This window comes from Mycobacterium sp. (genome assembly GCF_049278535.1).
Lineage (GTDB): Bacteria > Actinomycetota > Actinomycetes > Mycobacteriales > Mycobacteriaceae > Mycobacterium.
Genome location: NZ_JBAPMI010000348.1, coordinates 12,295 through 27,408, shown reverse-complemented (window position 1 = coordinate 27,408; position 15,114 = coordinate 12,295). Strand labels below are relative to the sequence as shown.

The following is a 15,114-nucleotide window of genomic DNA, read 5'->3' as shown; positions in this document are numbered from 1 at the left end:
GAACCGGACAATTTTCATCTTGTCGGTCCGCGCGCGCCGGGCGCGCGTTCAACGCCGGGCGGGAATCAGCTCGGCGGCGTCCACGCGATCGGCAGGGTTTTGATGCCGTGGATGAACGGTGACAGCAACCGTGCGGGCTCGGCGGTCGCGACGACATCGGGTATCTCGCGATGCAGTTCCTCGAACATGACCCTGATCTCGCGGCGGGCCAGGTTGGCGCCCAAGCAGAAGTGCGCGCCGCCGCCGCCGAACCCGACATGTGGATTGGGGTCGCGGGTTACGTCAAACATCCACGGGTTAGCAAACTTTGACTCGTCGCGGTTGGCCGAGCAGTACCACAGGGTGGCCTTGTCGCCGGCCGCCAGCTTGGTGCCGTGCATATCGAAATCGTGGGTGAGCGTGCGCCGCATGTAAACCACCGGCGAGGCCCATCGCACGATCTCCTCGACGGCCGAGTGTGACAGGGCATCGAAGTCGGACCACCACGTCTGTCGCTGCTCGGGATAGCGGGTCAGCGCCACCAGCCCATGGCTGATCGCATTGCGGGTCGTCTCGTTGCCGGCCACTGCCAGCAGGATGAAGAACGACGCGACCTCGGCCGATGTCAGCCGCTCGCCGTCGACCTCGGCCTCCACCAAACTCGTCGTCAGATCGTCGTGGTGATTGACCCGGCGATCCTCGGCCAGCGCGCTGGCGTAGGCACCGATGTCCATCGAAACCTGAACGAACTCGTCGAATTCCGTCGTCAGATCGGGATCGCCGAAGCCGAGGATGACGTTGGTCCAGTGAAATATCTGCTGATGGTCTTCCTCAGGGATGCCCATCATGTCGCAGATGACCTGCAGCGGCAGCGGCCCGGCCAACTCGCTGACCGCCTCGCCGGCGCCGTCGGGGTGTTTGGCGACCAAATCGGCGACCAGCCGACGGGCCCGCTCGCGCACCGATGTCTCGATGCGCGCCACCACCTTCGGGGTGAACGCCCGGCTGACGATCGAACGCAGCCGTTGGTGCCGCGGGTCGTCGAGCACGATCATCGAGCCGAAATATTCTGAGACTTCTGGCGTCTGGTCGTTGATGGTGATGTTGGGGCTTGAGCTGAAGATCTCAGGGTGACGGCTCGCGTAGAACACGTCGTCGAGCCCGGTGATGGCCCAGTGCCCGTCGCCCTTGGCGAATCCTTCTTGCACGGGTTCTGCCCAGAACGAGATCGGCGCCTCGCGCCGAAGTGTGGTGAACGCCCCGTCACGCTGATCGTCGTCAAGGCTCCAGAAATCCCAAGTGCCGAGGTCTATGTCGGCAAGTGCAATGTCAGGCGGAGCAGCGCCGTTCGTCCGGGTGGCAATACCCATGTCGGCCGTCCTCGTCGTTGAGCGGGCTGTAGCCGAGAGCCTAAACCGGTCGCGGCCAATCGAGATATTACGCTTGGCGTACTACGCTAAACGTACTAAGCTCGCCCACATGGCGCGTCGTTCTGGTCCGGCCCGAAAGCTGGGCAGGCGAAATGACCCGGGAGTGCTGATCATGACAAGCCTCGCCTCGGGCGCTAAGCATGGTTACGCACTGGCACGCGATATCGAGCGGTTCGCCGGCGTGACACTGGGCCCGGGAACCTTGTACGGGGCGATCACGTCACTGGAGGAGCACGGCTTGATCGAGCCGGTGGGCCACGACGAAAGACGGCGCCCGTATCAGTTGACCGCTGCGGGACGCGCCGAACTGACCACGGCGGTACGTAGTCTCGGGGCTATCGCGGCCGAGGGCGCCCGTCGGCTCGGCATCGCATTGCACCTGCCCAACCCGGGCTTGGCCCGATGAATCCCCGCGACGCCCGGCGCGTCATGCGGTGGTACCCGGCGGCCTGGCGCCGCCGCTACGGCGAGGAGTTGGTCGCCATGCTGGACGACACGCACGGTGAGGACGAACTTCCACGGCGTGCCCGGATGTCGTTGATCCGTTCCGGGTTGATTGAACGAGTTCGATTGTTGCGCAAGTACTCAGGTACATACCTCGGCTACAGCATCGCCTGCGCGGTAGTGTGGTCGATCGTCCTGGCTGCGGTGTGGACGGAGGCCGGCGAGGGGACCCGGCACACCTTTGCGGTGTTTTTCGGCGGCTGGGCTATCGGCTGGTTGTCGGCGAGCATCGGGCGTGTCGTCTACCCGCCGCCGAAGCCCCGCAGGCCGCTGTAACCCGGTCAGTGCGAACAGACGGTGCGGGCGGGCGCCCCGTTCGCGGTCGCCTGGCTGACCACGTTGCCGTCCACCAGGATCGTGCAAGTGATCGAGCCGGGGCCCTGCGCACTGATGACGAACACCTTGGAGGTGGCGACGTTGAATTGCGTCTTCCACGGCAGTGGCACGTGGGCTTGCTGGATCTGGCCATCGTTCGCCTGGTACGAGATGTAGTCGGCGACCGGGGTGCTACCGCTCAACTGGTATGTCACCTGGGTCCCCGGGTCCGCGTGTGCCGCGCCGCCAAGCCCTACCGTGGCCGCGAACGCGGTGAGTGCCGCAACAAAGATCGACTGCTTGGTCATGGTCATACATCGTGTCGCTTCGGCCAGTCGCGTGGGTCGGTTTTCAGGGCTTTTCTCCAAATGCCAAGTTCCGATGTGCCGCAATTGAACCGATGCCCAAGAATTGTCGTGGCACGCAGTAAAGCCGTGCCGGCGAGTAGCGAAGGAGCTCATCTATGGCCGATCCATCCGAACCGCCCGGACGTTGGGGCACGGCACGCCCCGGGCGGCGCGACGTGCTGCGCGCCGCCGCCGCTATCGGCGTCTTCCTGGCCGCGGACCTGGGCGCGTTTCTGGCCGCGAACAACTGGCTTGGCCCGTCTCGATTGACGCCGGGGGCCTTCCTCGACGCCTTCAACAACGCTTTCGGACGGCATCGGGGGTACCGCACCAACCACGCCAAAGGGGTGTCCGTCGTGGGCTGGTTCGACAGCAACGGCAACGGCCAAGAGTTGTCGAAGGCAGCGGTGTTCGCACCCGGCCGCACCCCGGTGCGTGGTCGATTCTCGGCGGCCGGCGGCAACCCGCACACCGCTGACGCACCCGCCGGGGGGCGTGGGCTCGGCCTCGCGTTCGGATTCCCCAGTAGCCAGCAGTGGCGAACGGCGATGCTGAATCTTCCTGTCTTCCCTGATGACTCGCCGCAGAGCATCTACGACCGGCTGGTCGCCACCGCTATCGTCCCGGCTACCGGCAAACCCGATCCGACGGCGATGACGCGGTTCTACGCCGCCCACCCGCCGGCAGCACGTGCCATGACCATCCTCAAACAACACCCGCCGACACCAGGTTTCGCCGACAGCGTGTTCAGCGGACTGAACGCTTTCTACTTTGTCAGCCGATCCGGTGTACGAACCCCGGTGCGGTGGAAGCTGAATCCGCTGCAGCGGGCGCTCTCGCCGACGTCGGGACCCAATGCGCTGTTCGATCCACTCGTCCGCCAACTACGCGCCGGCCCACTGCGCTGGCGTCTTGTTCTGACGATCGGGACGCGGGACGATCCGACCCACGACGCGACCCTGCCGTGGCCTGCCGATCGCCGCACCATCGACGCGGGAGTGCTCACGCTGGACTCGGTCAGCACCGACGCCAAAGGCAATGCCCGCGACATCAATTTCGACCCACTGGTGCTGCCGCCGGGCATCGAACCGTCCGACGATCCGTTGCTGAGTGCGCGGTCGGCCGTGTACGCCGCGTCGTACCGCCGCCGCACAGGGGAGAACACGCTGTGACCAACACACCCGAGGTCAAAAAGTTCACCTGGCTGAGCCGAATCCTGCACTGGCTGACCGCTGTTCTGGTGTTCGCCGCCCTGTTTGTCGGCTTCGTCATGGTCAACTCGGTCAGCGGACATGGGACGCTGGTCATGGCGCACAAGACGCTGGGCGCACTCATCCTGCTGGTGATGGTGGTGCGCGTCATCAATCGGCTGACTCACCACCCACCTGTGTGGCCGTCGACGATCGGCGCGCTGGAAGGCAAAGTCGTGGGGTTGTCCGAGAAGTTGTTGTACGCGCTGCTGCTGCTCCAGCCGCTGATCGGTTGGGCGATGATCTCGGCAGCCGGGGGACCGGTCGTCGTGTTCGGCGGCCTTCACCTGCCCCGGATCGCCCCCTTCGATGCGCAGGTGTTTTGGGTTCTGCGCCAAGCTCATTCGGTGATCGCGTACACCCTGGTGGCCGTGATCGCCGCGCACATCTCCGCTGTGCTTTTTCACACCATGGCGCTGCGCGACCGACTGCTCGAGCGGATGACTTTCCGGTTTCGGAGGAAGGCCGACCGCAGCCGCGCCTAGGGTGAACCGGGACTCTCGATCGGAAGGTGGCGCATGGCTAAACGGGTCGTTGTGTGGGGTACCGGCTTCGTCGGCAGGATGGTGATCGCCGAGATCGTCAAACATCCTGAATTCGAACTGGTCGGCGTCGGTGTGAGTAACCCGCAGAAGGTCGGCCGCGACGTCGGCGAGATCTGCGGGCTGTCCGGCCCGGTCGGAGTGGCCGCCACCGACGACGTCGACGCGCTGATCGCGTTACAGCCCGACGCACTGGTGCACTACGGCCCGACCGCGGCGCACGCCGACGCGAACATCGCGTTGATGACGCGCTTCCTGCGCGCGGGCATCGATGTGTGCTCGACCGCGATGACGCCGTGGGTGTGGCCGACGATGCATCTCAACCCGCCGAACTGGATCCAGCCGATCACCGAGGCATGCGAGCTGGGCGAGTCCTCGTGCTTCACCACCGGCATCGACCCGGGTTTCGCCAACGACCTGTTCCCGATGACGTTGATGGGCCTGTGTTCGGAAGTACGTACGGTCCGGGCGTCGGAGCTGCTGGACTACACCAACTACGAGGGCGACTACGAGGTCGAGATGGGTATCGGGCGTGAGCCCGAGTTCCGGCCGATGCTGGAAAACCGTGACGTTCTGGTCTTTGCGTGGGGTGCCACCGTGCCGATGATCGCGCACGCCGCCGGCATCATGCTCGACGAGATCACCACGACGTGGGACAAATGGGTGACGCCCAACGAGCGCAAGACGGCCAAGGGTGTCATCCCGGCGGGACACGTTGCCGCGGTCCGTTTCACCATCAACGGTGTGTACCAGGGTCAGACCCGCATCCAACTCGAGCATGTCAACCGCATCGGTCTGGACGCGGCACCGGACTGGCCGGCCGGCACCAAGGACGACGTCTATCGCGTCGACATCGAAGGAACCCCGAGTATCTCGCAGGAGACCGCGTTCCGGTTCACCGACGGATCCGGACGAGACGCCGCGGCCGCCGGTTGCCTGGCTACCGGATTGCGGGCGCTCAACGCGGTTCCGGCCGTCAACGATCTGCCGCCGGGCTGGGTCACGCCGCTGGATCTGCCGCTGATCGCGGGCGTCGGCACGATTCGTTGAACGCCGGCCGGACAGCGTGGCTGCCACGCAGTGGTGCAGCGGGCGATAAGTTGGTGGCCGATGCGCGGAATGAGACGACATGGCTGACGGCGAACGCTCGGCGTTAGGCCTTTCGATAGGGGCCACCAACCTGGCGGCGGTCACCGCCGATCGGGCGGTGATCCGCAAGCCGGTGCTGACGCTGTATCGCCAGCGTCCACCCGAAGTGGGTCTGCCGACGGAAAATTCGAAGCTCGACGAGCCCGGGCTGGTGATCAGCGATTTCGTTGACCGGGTGGGGGATCCCGCCGGTATCCCGGCGGCTGACAACACCACGCATCGCAGCGAGACTCTGATCGCCGACGCGTTACGGGCGATCGCCTATACCGCCACCGACGGGCGAGCACTGCCGGATGCGGTCGCCGTCACCCATCCCGCGCATTGGGATGCCGCAGCGGTGGACTCCGTGCAGGTCGCTCTGAGTCGAGTGTCCGAATGGTCGCGCGGGCGATTGGTTCTGATTCCGGATTCCACGGCGGCGCTGTTTGCCTTGCAGGCGAACCCGGGCGTGCCGAACAGCGGAATCGTCGCCGTGTGTGACTTCGGCGGGTCCGGGGCGACCCTCAGCCTGGTCGACGCGTCGAACGGCTACCAGGCCATCGCCTCCGCCGTGCGAACTGAAGAATTCTCCGGTGATCGGATCGATCAAGCGTTGCTGACCCACATCGTCGGCGATCTCTCGTCGGCCGGTTCTTTCGACACGTCGGCAACCTCGGCGATCGGCTCGCTGAACCGGTTGCGGACCGCCTGCCGGTACGCCAAGGAGCGGCTCTCGTCGATGATGGAGACCGAGTTGACGGCCGAGGTGCCCGGCTATAGCGGTGACATCCTGCTGGCCCGGGCCGAACTCGAGGATGCGATCCGTGAGCCGCTGGATGGCTTTATCGGTTTTATGCATGAAGTGCTGGAACGCAATGGAATTCGCCCGACTGATTTGGCCGCGATTGCGTCCGTGGGTGGGGGCGCCAGTATCCCGCTGGTCACCAGAAGCTTGTCGGAGCACTCCGGTGCACTGGTGATCACCGCGCCGCGGCCACAGCTGACCGCAGCGGTTGGTGCGGCGCTGCGGGCCGCGCGGGGGCCGAGTGACAGCGAGACCGCGCTGGCGCCGACCGCGGCCGGATCGGCGCTCGATGCGATGACGGTCGCGGACATCCCTCAGGCAACTAACGTCGCACCGGCACTGGCCTGGTCGGAGGCGGACGACGATTCGGGCATCATGCCGATCCGTCCCGGCGAATACCCCGACGAGGCGGGCAGCGGTGCGCTCGCGTCGGCAGGTCCACGAGCACGCCGGGACCTTACTCCCGAACCCGTGATAGCGGCTGTCACGGCCGACGCTTGGTACCGCCGTCCCGTGGTGGTGGCGCTCGGTACTGCGCTGGCGGTGCTTGCCATCGGGGCCGGAGTCATGATCACTCTGCGGCACACCTCGGGCACCGCTCCGAGCAATCCGGCTCCCAGCGTGAGCACGACGCCTGCGCCGGCTACGTCCACCGTCAGTGAAACCCAGGCGCCGACGACCAACCCGCCGTCATCGACCGAGCCGGAAACCAGCACGGCTCCGTCGACAACAACCGAAAACCCAACGACGACAACGACAACGACAACCGAAGCACCGACGACGACCACAACCACAACGCAGGAACCGCAGCGGCCGGACCGCCCGCGGTTGTTCCCGCGGGGACCAGGCGGTCGGCTGTTCCCGCAGCCGGGGCCCGGACGCTAGCCGGCTGGTTCTTGCTGCTTGTCCTTGTCTTCTTGCGGCTCGTCCTTGCTTTTCTGCTCGTCCTTGCCGAACTTCGGGTTACCGTCGTCGTCCAGCCACTCGTTGATCGCAACGCCGGTGATCGTGTTGTCCGTGCCGGGCAGTACCGCCGTCGGCCTGTCGTCGTCGTAGGCCTTCTGCATGTCATCGACCTTTTCTCTGCCTTCGTCGCTCAGCTCAGGCGTCTCTTTCTGGTCTTTGTCGTCGCCCTCTGTGCCTTCGTCGCTCGGCTCAGGCGTCTTTTTCTGGTCTTTTTCGTCCTCGCTCATGACCCTCCCACCTCGTTGCGGCCTTTTCTTGGCGCTTTGCGAGGGCTACCCGATGCCCAAGGGTCCAAACGGGGGGCTGCTGCCAGCGTCAGTTCTGCTCGGGGTAGCTGGTCCCGGTGAGCTGCTCGGAGATGTCCCATAGCCGCTGGCTGGCGGCCTCGTCGCGGGCGCGGGCAGGCACCTTGGCGGGGGCGACACCGCCGCCGGCGAACTCGTAGATGCCGCGCGGCCCGTAAAAGGCGCCACCCTCGGCCTGCGACGAGGTTGCCGCGTAGAGGGCGGGAAGAATTCCTTCGTCGATCTCCTGCCACAGGAACGGCGCGAGCCGCCACGACGTCGTGTAAAGCCGCTCCATCAACGCCGGTTTTGAGCGCCCACGCGAGGGGCCGCTGATCTGCAGGTTGGTTTTGGTCAAGCCGGGGTGGGCCGCGTTCGAGACGATGCCCCAACCGGCGCCGCGACTGCGACGATCCAGCTCACGCGCGAACATCAGGACGGCCAGCTTCGATTGCCCGTACGCCTGCATGGCCGCATAGGACTTGTCGAATTGCAAGTCGTCAAAATGGATGCGACCACTCTGGCGGGCGGCGAGGCTGCTCAGCGAGACGACCCGCGCGCCCCGAGCGGCGCGCAGCAGCGGCAGCAGATGCGCTGTGAGCGCGAAATGGCCGAGATGATTACTGCCGAACTGCAATTCGAATCCGTCGGCGGTGGTGTCGCGTTTCGGCGGCGTCATCACGCCGGCGTTGTTGATCAGAATATCGACCGGCCGCCCCTCGGCGTTGAGATGCTCCCCGAGGGCGGCGACGCTGGCCAGCGACGAAAGGTCGAGCGGTTTGATGGTCAGGCGGGCATCGGGAACGGTTGCGCGAATCTCGTCGATCGCGGCTTCGCCCTTGGCGCGGTTACGGATCGCCATGACGACATCGGCGCCCGCCGCCGACAGCCGACGCGCCAATCCGAAGCCCAGCCCGCTGTTGGAGCCGGTGACGACGGCCAGCTTTCCAGACAGATCGGGCACGGTCGCGACGAGATCGGGGGCCATGGATGTCACTCCTCTTCCGGTGTGAGCTCAGCCCCAGTCTGCTCCTGCCGGCGGTCGTGCCCAAGGCGAATGGCGCTGTGCGTTTAGCCGGTAGCGCATCGCGCGCTCTGACACACTGCGTGCATGAGTAGCAGACGGGGTGCGAAGATTTCGCTGACCGCCGCCATAGCAGTGATGATCGCATCGGTCATCGGCTTCGTTCTCACCCTGGTGCTCGGCGCCTTCGTCTTTGACAAGTACAACGCCTATGGCGAAGTGCCGATCCCGGGTACGGCCAAGCTGCATCTGCCCGCCGGGCAGGTCACCGTCAACTTCCACACGGTGACTGTCGGCAATTCCTCTGGCGGCGGGCTGCCGGTGCCACGGCTCGGACTGGACATCGACCCGCCCCCCGGCGTTCCCAATCCGAAGGTCATCGAAAATGACGGCACCACAACGTCGGTCAACAACGACATCCACCGCCGGGTCTGGATAGCCGACATTTCCACCGAGGGTGACTACATCATCACGACCGAAGGGCAGGTCAACGGATTCATCGAACCCCGCTTGGCCTTCGGCCACGACAGCGGCAGCTCCTTTGGTCCGTGGGTGGGGATCTCCGCCGGGCTGTTCGTCATCGGACTGGTAGGCACGATTATTGCCTCGGTGCGGCTGTCGCGCGCCAAACGGGCGGAGCCGATCGCGTGGCAGGTGGCAACCCCGCTGCCAGTGACCCACACCGATGCACCCGTTGAGGTCCCTTCCGACCAGGGAGTCAAGATCGAGCAGCTCAAAATGCTTGCAGCGCTGCGGGATTCCGGAGCGCTGACGGAGGGCGAGTTCCAGGCCGAGAAGAGCAAGGTGCTCGAAGGGGACTAGTGGCCCCGGGCCACCCACTCGTCGTAATGCACGAGCTCGTCGCCGACGCGGGTGGTGTCGCCGTGGCCGGTGTACACGACGGTGTCGGCGGGAAGGGCGCCGAGCCGGCCGGAGATCGACTGCAAGATCGTCGGAAAATCGGAGAACGATCGACCGGTGGCGCCGGGCCCGCCGGAGAACAGGGTGTCGCCGCTGAAGACGGCGCCCAACTCCGGGGCGTACCAGCACACCGATCCAGGGGAGTGACCCGGGGTGTGCAGCGCATGCAGTTCGGTGCCGGCGACGTTAAGCGTCTCGTCATCCGAAACTCCGCGAAAGGTCTTGTCCGGGTGCGTCATCCGCCATAGGACATCGTCGGCGGGGTGCAGCAGTACCGGCGCATCGAGTATTTCGCCGAGCTCTGGTGCCACCGTCACGTGGTCGTTGTGGCCGTGGGTGCACACCACCGCCACCACGTTGCGGCCGTGGACGGCTTCCAGGATCGGGGCCGCGGTGTGCGCGGCGTCGAACACGACCACGTCGGAGTCGTCACCGACCAGCCAGATGTTGTTGTCGACTTCCCAACTGCCGCCGTCGAGTTCGAAGGTGCCGTGGGTGACGATGCGGTCGATATTGCCCATCACAGCACCACCACAGACCGCAGCACCTTGCCGTCGTGCATCTTGCCGAAGGCCTCTTCGACGTCGCCCAGGCCGATGCGCTCGGAGACGAACTTCTCCAGCGGCAACCGCCCCTGCAGGTAAAGGTCGATCAGGGTGGGGAAGTCGCGTTCAGGCAGGCAGTCGCCGTACCAGGACGACTTGAGTGCCCCACCGTGCGAGAAGAAGTCGACCAGCGGCATGTCGAGCCGCATGTCCGGTGTCGGAACACCCACCAGCACAACGGTTCCGGCGAGGTCGCGAGCATAGAACGCCTGCTTCCAGGTTTCCGGGCGACCGACGGCGTCGATGACCACGTTCGCACCGAAGCCGTCGGTGAGATCCTGAACGGTCTTGACCACGTCGAGGTCGCCGGCGTTGATGGTGTGGGTGGCACCAAACTTGCGGGCCCAGTCCAGTTTGGTGTTGTCGGTGTCGATCGCGATGATCCGTTTGGCGCCGACCAGGGCCGCCCCGGCGATCGCCGCGTCGCCCACACCGCCACACCCGATGACGGCGACGGTGTCGTCGCGGGTGACCGCCCCGGTGTTGATTGCCGCGCCGATGCCGGCCATCACCCCGCAGCCCAGCAGACCGGCCACCGCCGGGTCGGCCTCGGGGTTGACCTTGGTGCACTGGCCGGCAGCCACCAGCGTCTTGTCGGCGAACGCGCCGATGCCCAAGGCCGGCGTCAACTCGGTGCCGTCGGTGAGCGTCATCTTCTGCTTGGCGTTGAACGTGTCGAAGCACAGTTGCGGTCGCCCGCGCTTGCAGGCCCGGCACTGGCCGCACACCGCGCGCCAGTTCAGCACCACGAAATCGCCTGGCTCCACCGCGGTTACGCCTGGACCGACAGCTTCGATAGTGCCCGCGGCTTCATGGCCGAGCAGGAACGGGTACTCGTCGTTGATGCCACCCTCGCGGTAGGTCAGGTCGGTGTGGCACACGCCGCACGCAGTGATGTCGACGACAACCTCACCCGGGCCGGGATCGGGAATGACGATGTCGACCAGTTCGACGGGGTCGCCTTTTTTTCGCGAAATCACGCCGCGCACTGTCTGGCTCATGGGCTTCAACCTAGCGCTTGGTCGGTAGGCTCTGCGCGATGGCCGGACTCCCCGCACTGCAAGCACTCGATGACTGGCCGGTATCCACCGTGGCCGCCGCGGTGGTTGGACCCAGTGGGGTGCTGGCTAGCCACGGCGACACCGAGCGGTCGTTCGCCTTGGCGTCGGTGACCAAGCCGTTGGTGGCGCGGGCCGCACAGGTGGCGATCGAAGAAGGTGCGGTGGAATTGGACACCGCGGCCGGGCCACCCGGATCCACCGTCCGGCACCTGCTGGCGCATGCCTCCGGGCTGGCGATGCTCACCGGCCAGACTCTGGCCAGACCCGGCACCCGCCGGATGTACTCCAATTACGGCTTCGCCGTGCTGGCCGAGACCGTGCAGCAGACATCCGGCATCGAGTTCGGCCGCTACCTCACCGAAGCGGTGCTGGAACCGCTGGGAATGACCGCCACCCGGCTCGACGGCGGCGCGCAAACCGCCGGTTACGGCGCGACGTCCACGGTCGCGGATCTGGCTGTCTTCGCGGGTGACCTGCTGTCGCCAACGACTGTTTCGGCTGAGATGCATGCCGAGGCGATCACCGTGCAATTCCCCGGTCTCGACGGCGTATTGCCCGGCTACGGGGTCCAGCGACCCAACGACTGGGGGCTGGGCTTTGAGATCAAGGACTCGAAATCGCCGCACTGGACCGGGACCCACAATTCTCCGGGAAGCTACGGCCATTTCGGCCAGTCAGGCACTCTGATCTGGGTAGATCCGGTCGCGCAGCTGGCGCTGGTGGTGCTCACCGACCGCGATTTCGGCGACTGGGCGGTGCCGCTGTGGCCGGCGCTGGCGGACGCCGTGCTGGCTGGTTATAACTCGCACTAGCGCAACATGGGCCTCACAGGGCACAATAGACACGCAAGGCACATAAATCGTTATCACTGCTCGTCGGAATCACCAGGTCGTTGGGGAAGACGTCCCTCGTGGAGCCGAAGGAGCAACAGATGCGTGCGTCGAACCAGTTCGCCGACGTGACGACAGGTGTGGTCTACGTCCATGCCTCGCCCGCTGCGGTGTGTCCGCATGTCGAGTGGGCGTTGTCGTCAACTCTGGCGTCCAAAGCCAACCTCAAGTGGACCCCGCAACCGGCCATGCCCGGACAGTTGCGTGCGGTCACCAATTGGGTCGGCCCGGTGGGCACCGGCGCCCGGCTGGCCAACGCTTTGCGTTCCTGGACCGTGCTGCGGTTCGAGGTCACCGAGGACCCCAGCACCGGCGTCGACGGACACCGGTTCTGTCACACGCCGCAGCTGGGCCTGTGGACCGGTGCGATGAGCGCCAACGGTGACGTAATGATCGGGGAGATGCGGCTGCGCTCGATGATGGCCGCCGGAGCCGATGCGCTGGCCGCCGAATTGGATTCCGCGCTCGGTACGGCCTGGGACGAGGCGCTCGAGGCCTACCGCGACGGTGGAGATTGCGCCGAGGTGTCCTGGCTCAACCGTGGAGTCGGCTAGGTCTTAGGCCGCCGCAGGACGTTCAGTGCGCCGGGCACCACGGAGATCTCGGCGGGTAACGCGCACGCGTAGTCGCCGTCGGCATAGACGTTGATGCCGGGCGATTCCACGTCGATGGTCGTCGCCCGTGCCGTCGTCACCTCGTCGAGACCGACATGGGTGCCCTTGTAGACGGTAGGGAAGAGGCGGATCAGCCGGGTCCGCGAAGCAGAGTGCACCATGGTGATGTCGAGTTGGCCGTCTGTCGGATCGGCGTTGGGGCACACCAGCATTCCGCCGCCGTAGCTGCGAGTGTTACCGAAGGCCGCGAGAGTCAGGTCGGTGACGATCTCCTCGCGCCCGTCGAGCACCAGCCGGAACGGCAGCAGCCGCAACTGCGAGAGTTCGGCGAGCATGGCGATGTTGTAACGCATCCGCCCGCGCGGCCATCGCATCCGATTCGCGCGGTCGGTTACCAGCGAGTCGAAGCCGGTCGCCGCGACGGTGCCGAACCACTTGGTCGCACCCCTGCTGTCGCGGATCCGGCCCAGGTCGATGGTTTCGGTCCAGCCATCGGCGATTAAATCGGCGGCGGCAACGGGATCCTTTGTCGGCAAACCGAATTCGCGGGCATGATCGTTGCCGGTGCCGGCCGGAATGATGCCAAGCGGGGTGCCGGTGCCCGCCAAGGCTTGCAGGGCATCGGTGATCACCCCGTCACCGCCGACGACGATTAGGGCGTCGGTGCCATTGTCGACCGCGGTGTGCAGCAGTCGGCGTGCGTGTTCGGCGTCGCTGCCCACGATCGCCACGACATCGATGCCACGCTGTTGCAGCCGCGCGACCGCCTTCTCGGCGGCGTGTGGTGCGTTTCCATGTCCCGACGCCGGATTGGTAAGTACCGTCACTCGGCCAATCTGGCGAGTGGTCACGGGATCAGCTTGCCGGGATTGAGAATTCCCGCGGGATCCAGCGTGGCTTTGACCGCCCGCAACACCTGCACGCCCAGATCGCCCACCTCGGCGCCCATCCAGGCCCGGTGATCGGCGCCGACTGCGTGGTGGTGGGTGATCGTCGCGCCAGTGGACACGATCGCGTCGCATGCGGCAGTTTTTGCGGTGCGCCACTGCTCGATCGGGTTGCCGCGTTGTCCGGCGACGACGGTGAAGTACAGCGATGCACCGGTGGGATACACATGCGAAATGTGGCACAGCACGAGTGCCGGCGTGCCGGATTCGGCCAGCGAGCTCGTCAGCGCATCGGTAACGGCGGCCTTCAGTGCCGGGATGTTCGACCAATCGGTAGCCGTCTCGAGGGTTTCACACAGTGCGCCGTTGGCCAGCAGTGCGTCGCGCAGGTACGGCGCGCCGAATCGGCCCCGTTCCCAGGCCCGGGCCGGTGCCTCACCGAGCGAGGTACCGCCCTGGGCTGCCATCAGCGCCCTGGTCTCGGCATGCCGGCTCTCGGCGTGGGCATCGGTGCCCTCGAATACGGTGATCGCCAGGCATCCGCCGGTGATCTGGTTGTCCCCGATGGACTCGGTGGTGGCCAGGTTGACGCCGGTCTCCGCTTCGTCGGACAGTCGGATGACGGTGGGGCCGGCGGCGGCCTGCGTGACGACGCGCAATGCCGCAGCGCCAGTGGCGAAGTCGGGGAACGACCACGCCTCGTAGCGGGTGGCGTGCGGTGCGGGATGCACCCGCAACCGCACCCGGGTGATGATGCCGAAGACACCCTCCGAACCGATGATCAGCTGGCGCAGGTCCGGTCCGGCCGCCGACTGCGGTGCCCGGCCCAGATCAAGCACGCCTGCGGGCGTGATCGCACGCAGCCCGCGAATCATGTCGTCGAACCGGCCGTAACCCGCTGAATCCTGACCGGACGAGCGGGTCGCGGCATAGCCGCCTAGGCTGGCGAATTCGAAACTCTGCGGAAAATGCCCGAGCGAAAAGCCGTGCGCGCCAAGCAGTTGCTCGGCTTGTGGCCCGGTGACGCCGGCGCCGAATTCGGCCTCGCCGGACACCTCGTCGAATGCCAGCAGCTGGTCGAAGCGCCGCAGATCCAGTGACACCACTGCCGCGAAATCGCCGCGGACCGGGTCGAGGCCGCCGACTACGCTGGTGCCGCCGCCGAACGGTACGACGGCGATACCGTGCTGCGAGCAGTACTGGAGGATCGCGACGACCTCGTCGTCGGTGCCGGGCAGCAGCACGGCGTCCGGAGCATCCTGAACGCCGGAGTCTTTGCGCCGCAGCAGATCCAGCGTCGATTTGCCGCCGGCACGCAGCAGTCGGTCCGAATCGGCGACGCGGCAGTGGTCCGGCCCCACGATGGCGGCCAGTGCCTGGCCGTCGTCGGTGGTCAATGCCGACGGGCGCAGCTGCACCTGGTCGGCGTCGAGTTCGGCCGTCGGAGATCCCGTCAGGCCCACGGCCTGGGCCAGCAGCGAGCGGACGCCCTCCGATAGCGGCTTGGCTTCGGTGGGATCGCCCCAGGCGTTCCATTTCATCGGGGGTAGCAAGTCGGCTGA

Annotated in this window: 17 protein-coding genes; 9 read left to right on the top strand and 8 right to left on the bottom strand. The window is 66.1% G+C overall.

Features of this window, described 5'->3' with window-relative positions:
• Positions 1 to 65: 65 nt before the first annotated feature.
• Complete coding sequence (locus WAO18_RS22775; RefSeq protein WP_422208496.1) at positions 66 to 1,349, bottom strand: cytochrome P450; 1,284 nt, start codon at positions 1,347 to 1,349, stop codon at positions 66 to 68.
• A 109-nt stretch (positions 1,350 to 1,458) separates the two neighbouring features.
• Between WAO18_RS22775 and WAO18_RS22770 the strand changes: the two genes are divergently transcribed.
• The gene (locus tag WAO18_RS22770) at positions 1,459 to 1,815 is read left to right on the top strand and encodes a PadR family transcriptional regulator (RefSeq protein WP_422208495.1); all 357 of its coding nucleotides are present in this window, start codon (positions 1,459 to 1,461) and stop codon (positions 1,813 to 1,815) included.
• A complete protein-coding gene (locus WAO18_RS22765; protein ID WP_422208494.1) occupies positions 1,812 to 2,189 on the top strand; it encodes a hypothetical protein in 378 nt (125 codons plus the stop codon). Before WAO18_RS22770 ends, WAO18_RS22765 begins: the two co-directional genes overlap by 4 nt.
• A 5-nt stretch (positions 2,190 to 2,194) precedes the next feature.
• On the opposite strand, the gene WAO18_RS22760 is transcribed toward WAO18_RS22765, so the two are convergent.
• Positions 2,195 to 2,536, bottom strand: coding sequence for an MmpS family transport accessory protein (locus WAO18_RS22760; protein ID WP_422208493.1), 342 nt, complete (start codon positions 2,534 to 2,536; stop codon positions 2,195 to 2,197).
• 155 nt (positions 2,537 to 2,691) lie between these two features.
• On the opposite strand from WAO18_RS22760, the gene WAO18_RS22755 reads away from it, so the two are divergent.
• The 4 genes from WAO18_RS22755 (at position 2,692) to WAO18_RS22740 (ending at position 7,185) form a co-directional block, all read left to right on the top strand.
• Entirely contained in the window at positions 2,692 to 3,747 is a 1,056-nt protein-coding gene (locus WAO18_RS22755; protein ID WP_422208492.1) for a catalase family peroxidase, read from the top strand.
• On the top strand, positions 3,744 to 4,310 hold the full coding sequence (locus WAO18_RS22750; protein WP_422208491.1) for a cytochrome b: 567 nt from the start codon (positions 3,744 to 3,746) through the stop codon (positions 4,308 to 4,310). The genes WAO18_RS22755 and WAO18_RS22750 overlap by 4 nt, the downstream gene beginning before the upstream one ends.
• 33 nt (positions 4,311 to 4,343) lie before the next feature.
• Positions 4,344 to 5,417, top strand: a complete 1,074-nt coding sequence (locus WAO18_RS22745) for a dihydrodipicolinate reductase (RefSeq protein WP_422208490.1) — start codon at positions 4,344 to 4,346, stop codon at positions 5,415 to 5,417.
• A 79-nt stretch (positions 5,418 to 5,496) separates the two neighbouring features.
• A complete protein-coding gene (locus WAO18_RS22740) occupies positions 5,497 to 7,185 on the top strand; it encodes an Hsp70 family protein (protein WP_422208489.1) in 1,689 nt (562 codons plus the stop codon).
• On the opposite strand, the gene WAO18_RS22735 is transcribed toward WAO18_RS22740, so the two are convergent.
• Together WAO18_RS22735 and WAO18_RS22730 are read right to left on the bottom strand one after the other, a co-directional pair.
• Positions 7,182 to 7,493, bottom strand: a complete 312-nt coding sequence (locus WAO18_RS22735) for a hypothetical protein (RefSeq protein WP_422208488.1) — start codon at positions 7,491 to 7,493, stop codon at positions 7,182 to 7,184. The genes WAO18_RS22740 and WAO18_RS22735 overlap by 4 nt on opposite strands.
• Before the next feature lie 88 nt (positions 7,494 to 7,581).
• A complete protein-coding gene (locus WAO18_RS22730; protein WP_422208487.1) occupies positions 7,582 to 8,538 on the bottom strand; it encodes an SDR family oxidoreductase in 957 nt (318 codons plus the stop codon).
• Between the two features lie 174 nt (positions 8,539 to 8,712).
• Here WAO18_RS22730 and WAO18_RS22725 point away from each other — a divergent pair, with 174 nt between their 5' ends.
• Entirely contained in the window at positions 8,713 to 9,396 is a 684-nt protein-coding gene (locus WAO18_RS22725) for an SHOCT domain-containing protein (protein WP_422208486.1), read from the top strand.
• Here WAO18_RS22725 and WAO18_RS22720 read toward each other — a convergent pair.
• Positions 9,393 to 10,016, bottom strand: coding sequence for an MBL fold metallo-hydrolase (locus WAO18_RS22720; protein WP_422208485.1), 624 nt, complete (start codon positions 10,014 to 10,016; stop codon positions 9,393 to 9,395). The genes WAO18_RS22725 and WAO18_RS22720 overlap by 4 nt on opposite strands.
• Positions 10,016 to 11,101, bottom strand: coding sequence for an S-(hydroxymethyl)mycothiol dehydrogenase (locus WAO18_RS22715; protein ID WP_422208484.1), 1,086 nt, complete (start codon positions 11,099 to 11,101; stop codon positions 10,016 to 10,018). Before WAO18_RS22715 ends, WAO18_RS22720 begins: the two co-directional genes overlap by 1 nt.
• A 38-nt stretch (positions 11,102 to 11,139) precedes the next feature.
• Between WAO18_RS22715 and WAO18_RS22710 the strand changes: the two genes are divergently transcribed.
• Positions 11,140 to 11,973, top strand: a complete 834-nt coding sequence (locus WAO18_RS22710; protein WP_422208483.1) for a serine hydrolase domain-containing protein — start codon at positions 11,140 to 11,142, stop codon at positions 11,971 to 11,973.
• Between the two features lie 119 nt (positions 11,974 to 12,092).
• Positions 12,093 to 12,605 (top strand): DUF3145 domain-containing protein, encoded by a 513-nt coding sequence (locus tag WAO18_RS22705; RefSeq protein WP_422208482.1) that lies wholly within the window; start codon positions 12,093 to 12,095, stop codon positions 12,603 to 12,605.
• Here WAO18_RS22705 and WAO18_RS22700 read toward each other — a convergent pair.
• Together WAO18_RS22700 and WAO18_RS22695 are read right to left on the bottom strand one after the other, a co-directional pair.
• On the bottom strand, positions 12,602 to 13,516 hold the full coding sequence (locus WAO18_RS22700) for a diacylglycerol kinase (protein ID WP_422208481.1): 915 nt from the start codon (positions 13,514 to 13,516) through the stop codon (positions 12,602 to 12,604). The two genes, WAO18_RS22705 and WAO18_RS22700, sit on opposite strands and share 4 nt — an antisense overlap.
• The gene (locus tag WAO18_RS22695) at positions 13,513 to 15,093 is read right to left on the bottom strand and encodes an FAD-binding oxidoreductase (RefSeq protein WP_422208507.1); all 1,581 of its coding nucleotides are present in this window, start codon (positions 15,091 to 15,093) and stop codon (positions 13,513 to 13,515) included. The genes WAO18_RS22700 and WAO18_RS22695 overlap by 4 nt, the downstream gene beginning before the upstream one ends.
• Positions 15,094 to 15,114 lie beyond the last annotated feature (21 nt).

Excerpts from the sequence above, each read along its gene's own strand:
- WAO18_RS22775 (WP_422208496.1), bottom strand. The coding sequence starts at position 1,349 with ATGGGTATTGCCACCCGGACGAACGGCGCTGCTCCGCCTGACATTGCA.
- WAO18_RS22770 (WP_422208495.1), top strand. The coding sequence starts at position 1,459 with ATGGCGCGTCGTTCTGGTCCGGCCCGAAAGCTGGGCAGGCGAAATGAC.
- WAO18_RS22765 (WP_422208494.1), top strand. The coding sequence starts at position 1,812 with ATGAATCCCCGCGACGCCCGGCGCGTCATGCGGTGGTACCCGGCGGCC.
- WAO18_RS22760 (WP_422208493.1), bottom strand. The coding sequence starts at position 2,536 with ATGACCAAGCAGTCGATCTTTGTTGCGGCACTCACCGCGTTCGCGGCC.
- WAO18_RS22755 (WP_422208492.1), top strand. The coding sequence starts at position 2,692 with ATGGCCGATCCATCCGAACCGCCCGGACGTTGGGGCACGGCACGCCCC.
- WAO18_RS22745 (WP_422208490.1), top strand. The coding sequence starts at position 4,344 with ATGGCTAAACGGGTCGTTGTGTGGGGTACCGGCTTCGTCGGCAGGATG.
- WAO18_RS22740 (WP_422208489.1), top strand. The coding sequence starts at position 5,497 with ATGGCTGACGGCGAACGCTCGGCGTTAGGCCTTTCGATAGGGGCCACC.
- WAO18_RS22735 (WP_422208488.1), bottom strand. The coding sequence starts at position 7,493 with ATGAGCGAGGACGAAAAAGACCAGAAAAAGACGCCTGAGCCGAGCGAC.
- WAO18_RS22730 (WP_422208487.1), bottom strand. The coding sequence starts at position 8,538 with ATGGCCCCCGATCTCGTCGCGACCGTGCCCGATCTGTCTGGAAAGCTG.
- WAO18_RS22725 (WP_422208486.1), top strand. The coding sequence starts at position 8,713 with ATGATCGCATCGGTCATCGGCTTCGTTCTCACCCTGGTGCTCGGCGCC.
- WAO18_RS22720 (WP_422208485.1), bottom strand. The coding sequence starts at position 10,016 with ATGGGCAATATCGACCGCATCGTCACCCACGGCACCTTCGAACTCGAC.
- WAO18_RS22715 (WP_422208484.1), bottom strand. The coding sequence starts at position 11,101 with ATGAGCCAGACAGTGCGCGGCGTGATTTCGCGAAAAAAAGGCGACCCC.
- WAO18_RS22710 (WP_422208483.1), top strand. The coding sequence starts at position 11,140 with ATGGCCGGACTCCCCGCACTGCAAGCACTCGATGACTGGCCGGTATCC.
- WAO18_RS22705 (WP_422208482.1), top strand. The coding sequence starts at position 12,093 with ATGCGTGCGTCGAACCAGTTCGCCGACGTGACGACAGGTGTGGTCTAC.
- WAO18_RS22695 (WP_422208507.1), bottom strand. The coding sequence starts at position 15,093 with ATGAAATGGAACGCCTGGGGCGATCCCACCGAAGCCAAGCCGCTATCG.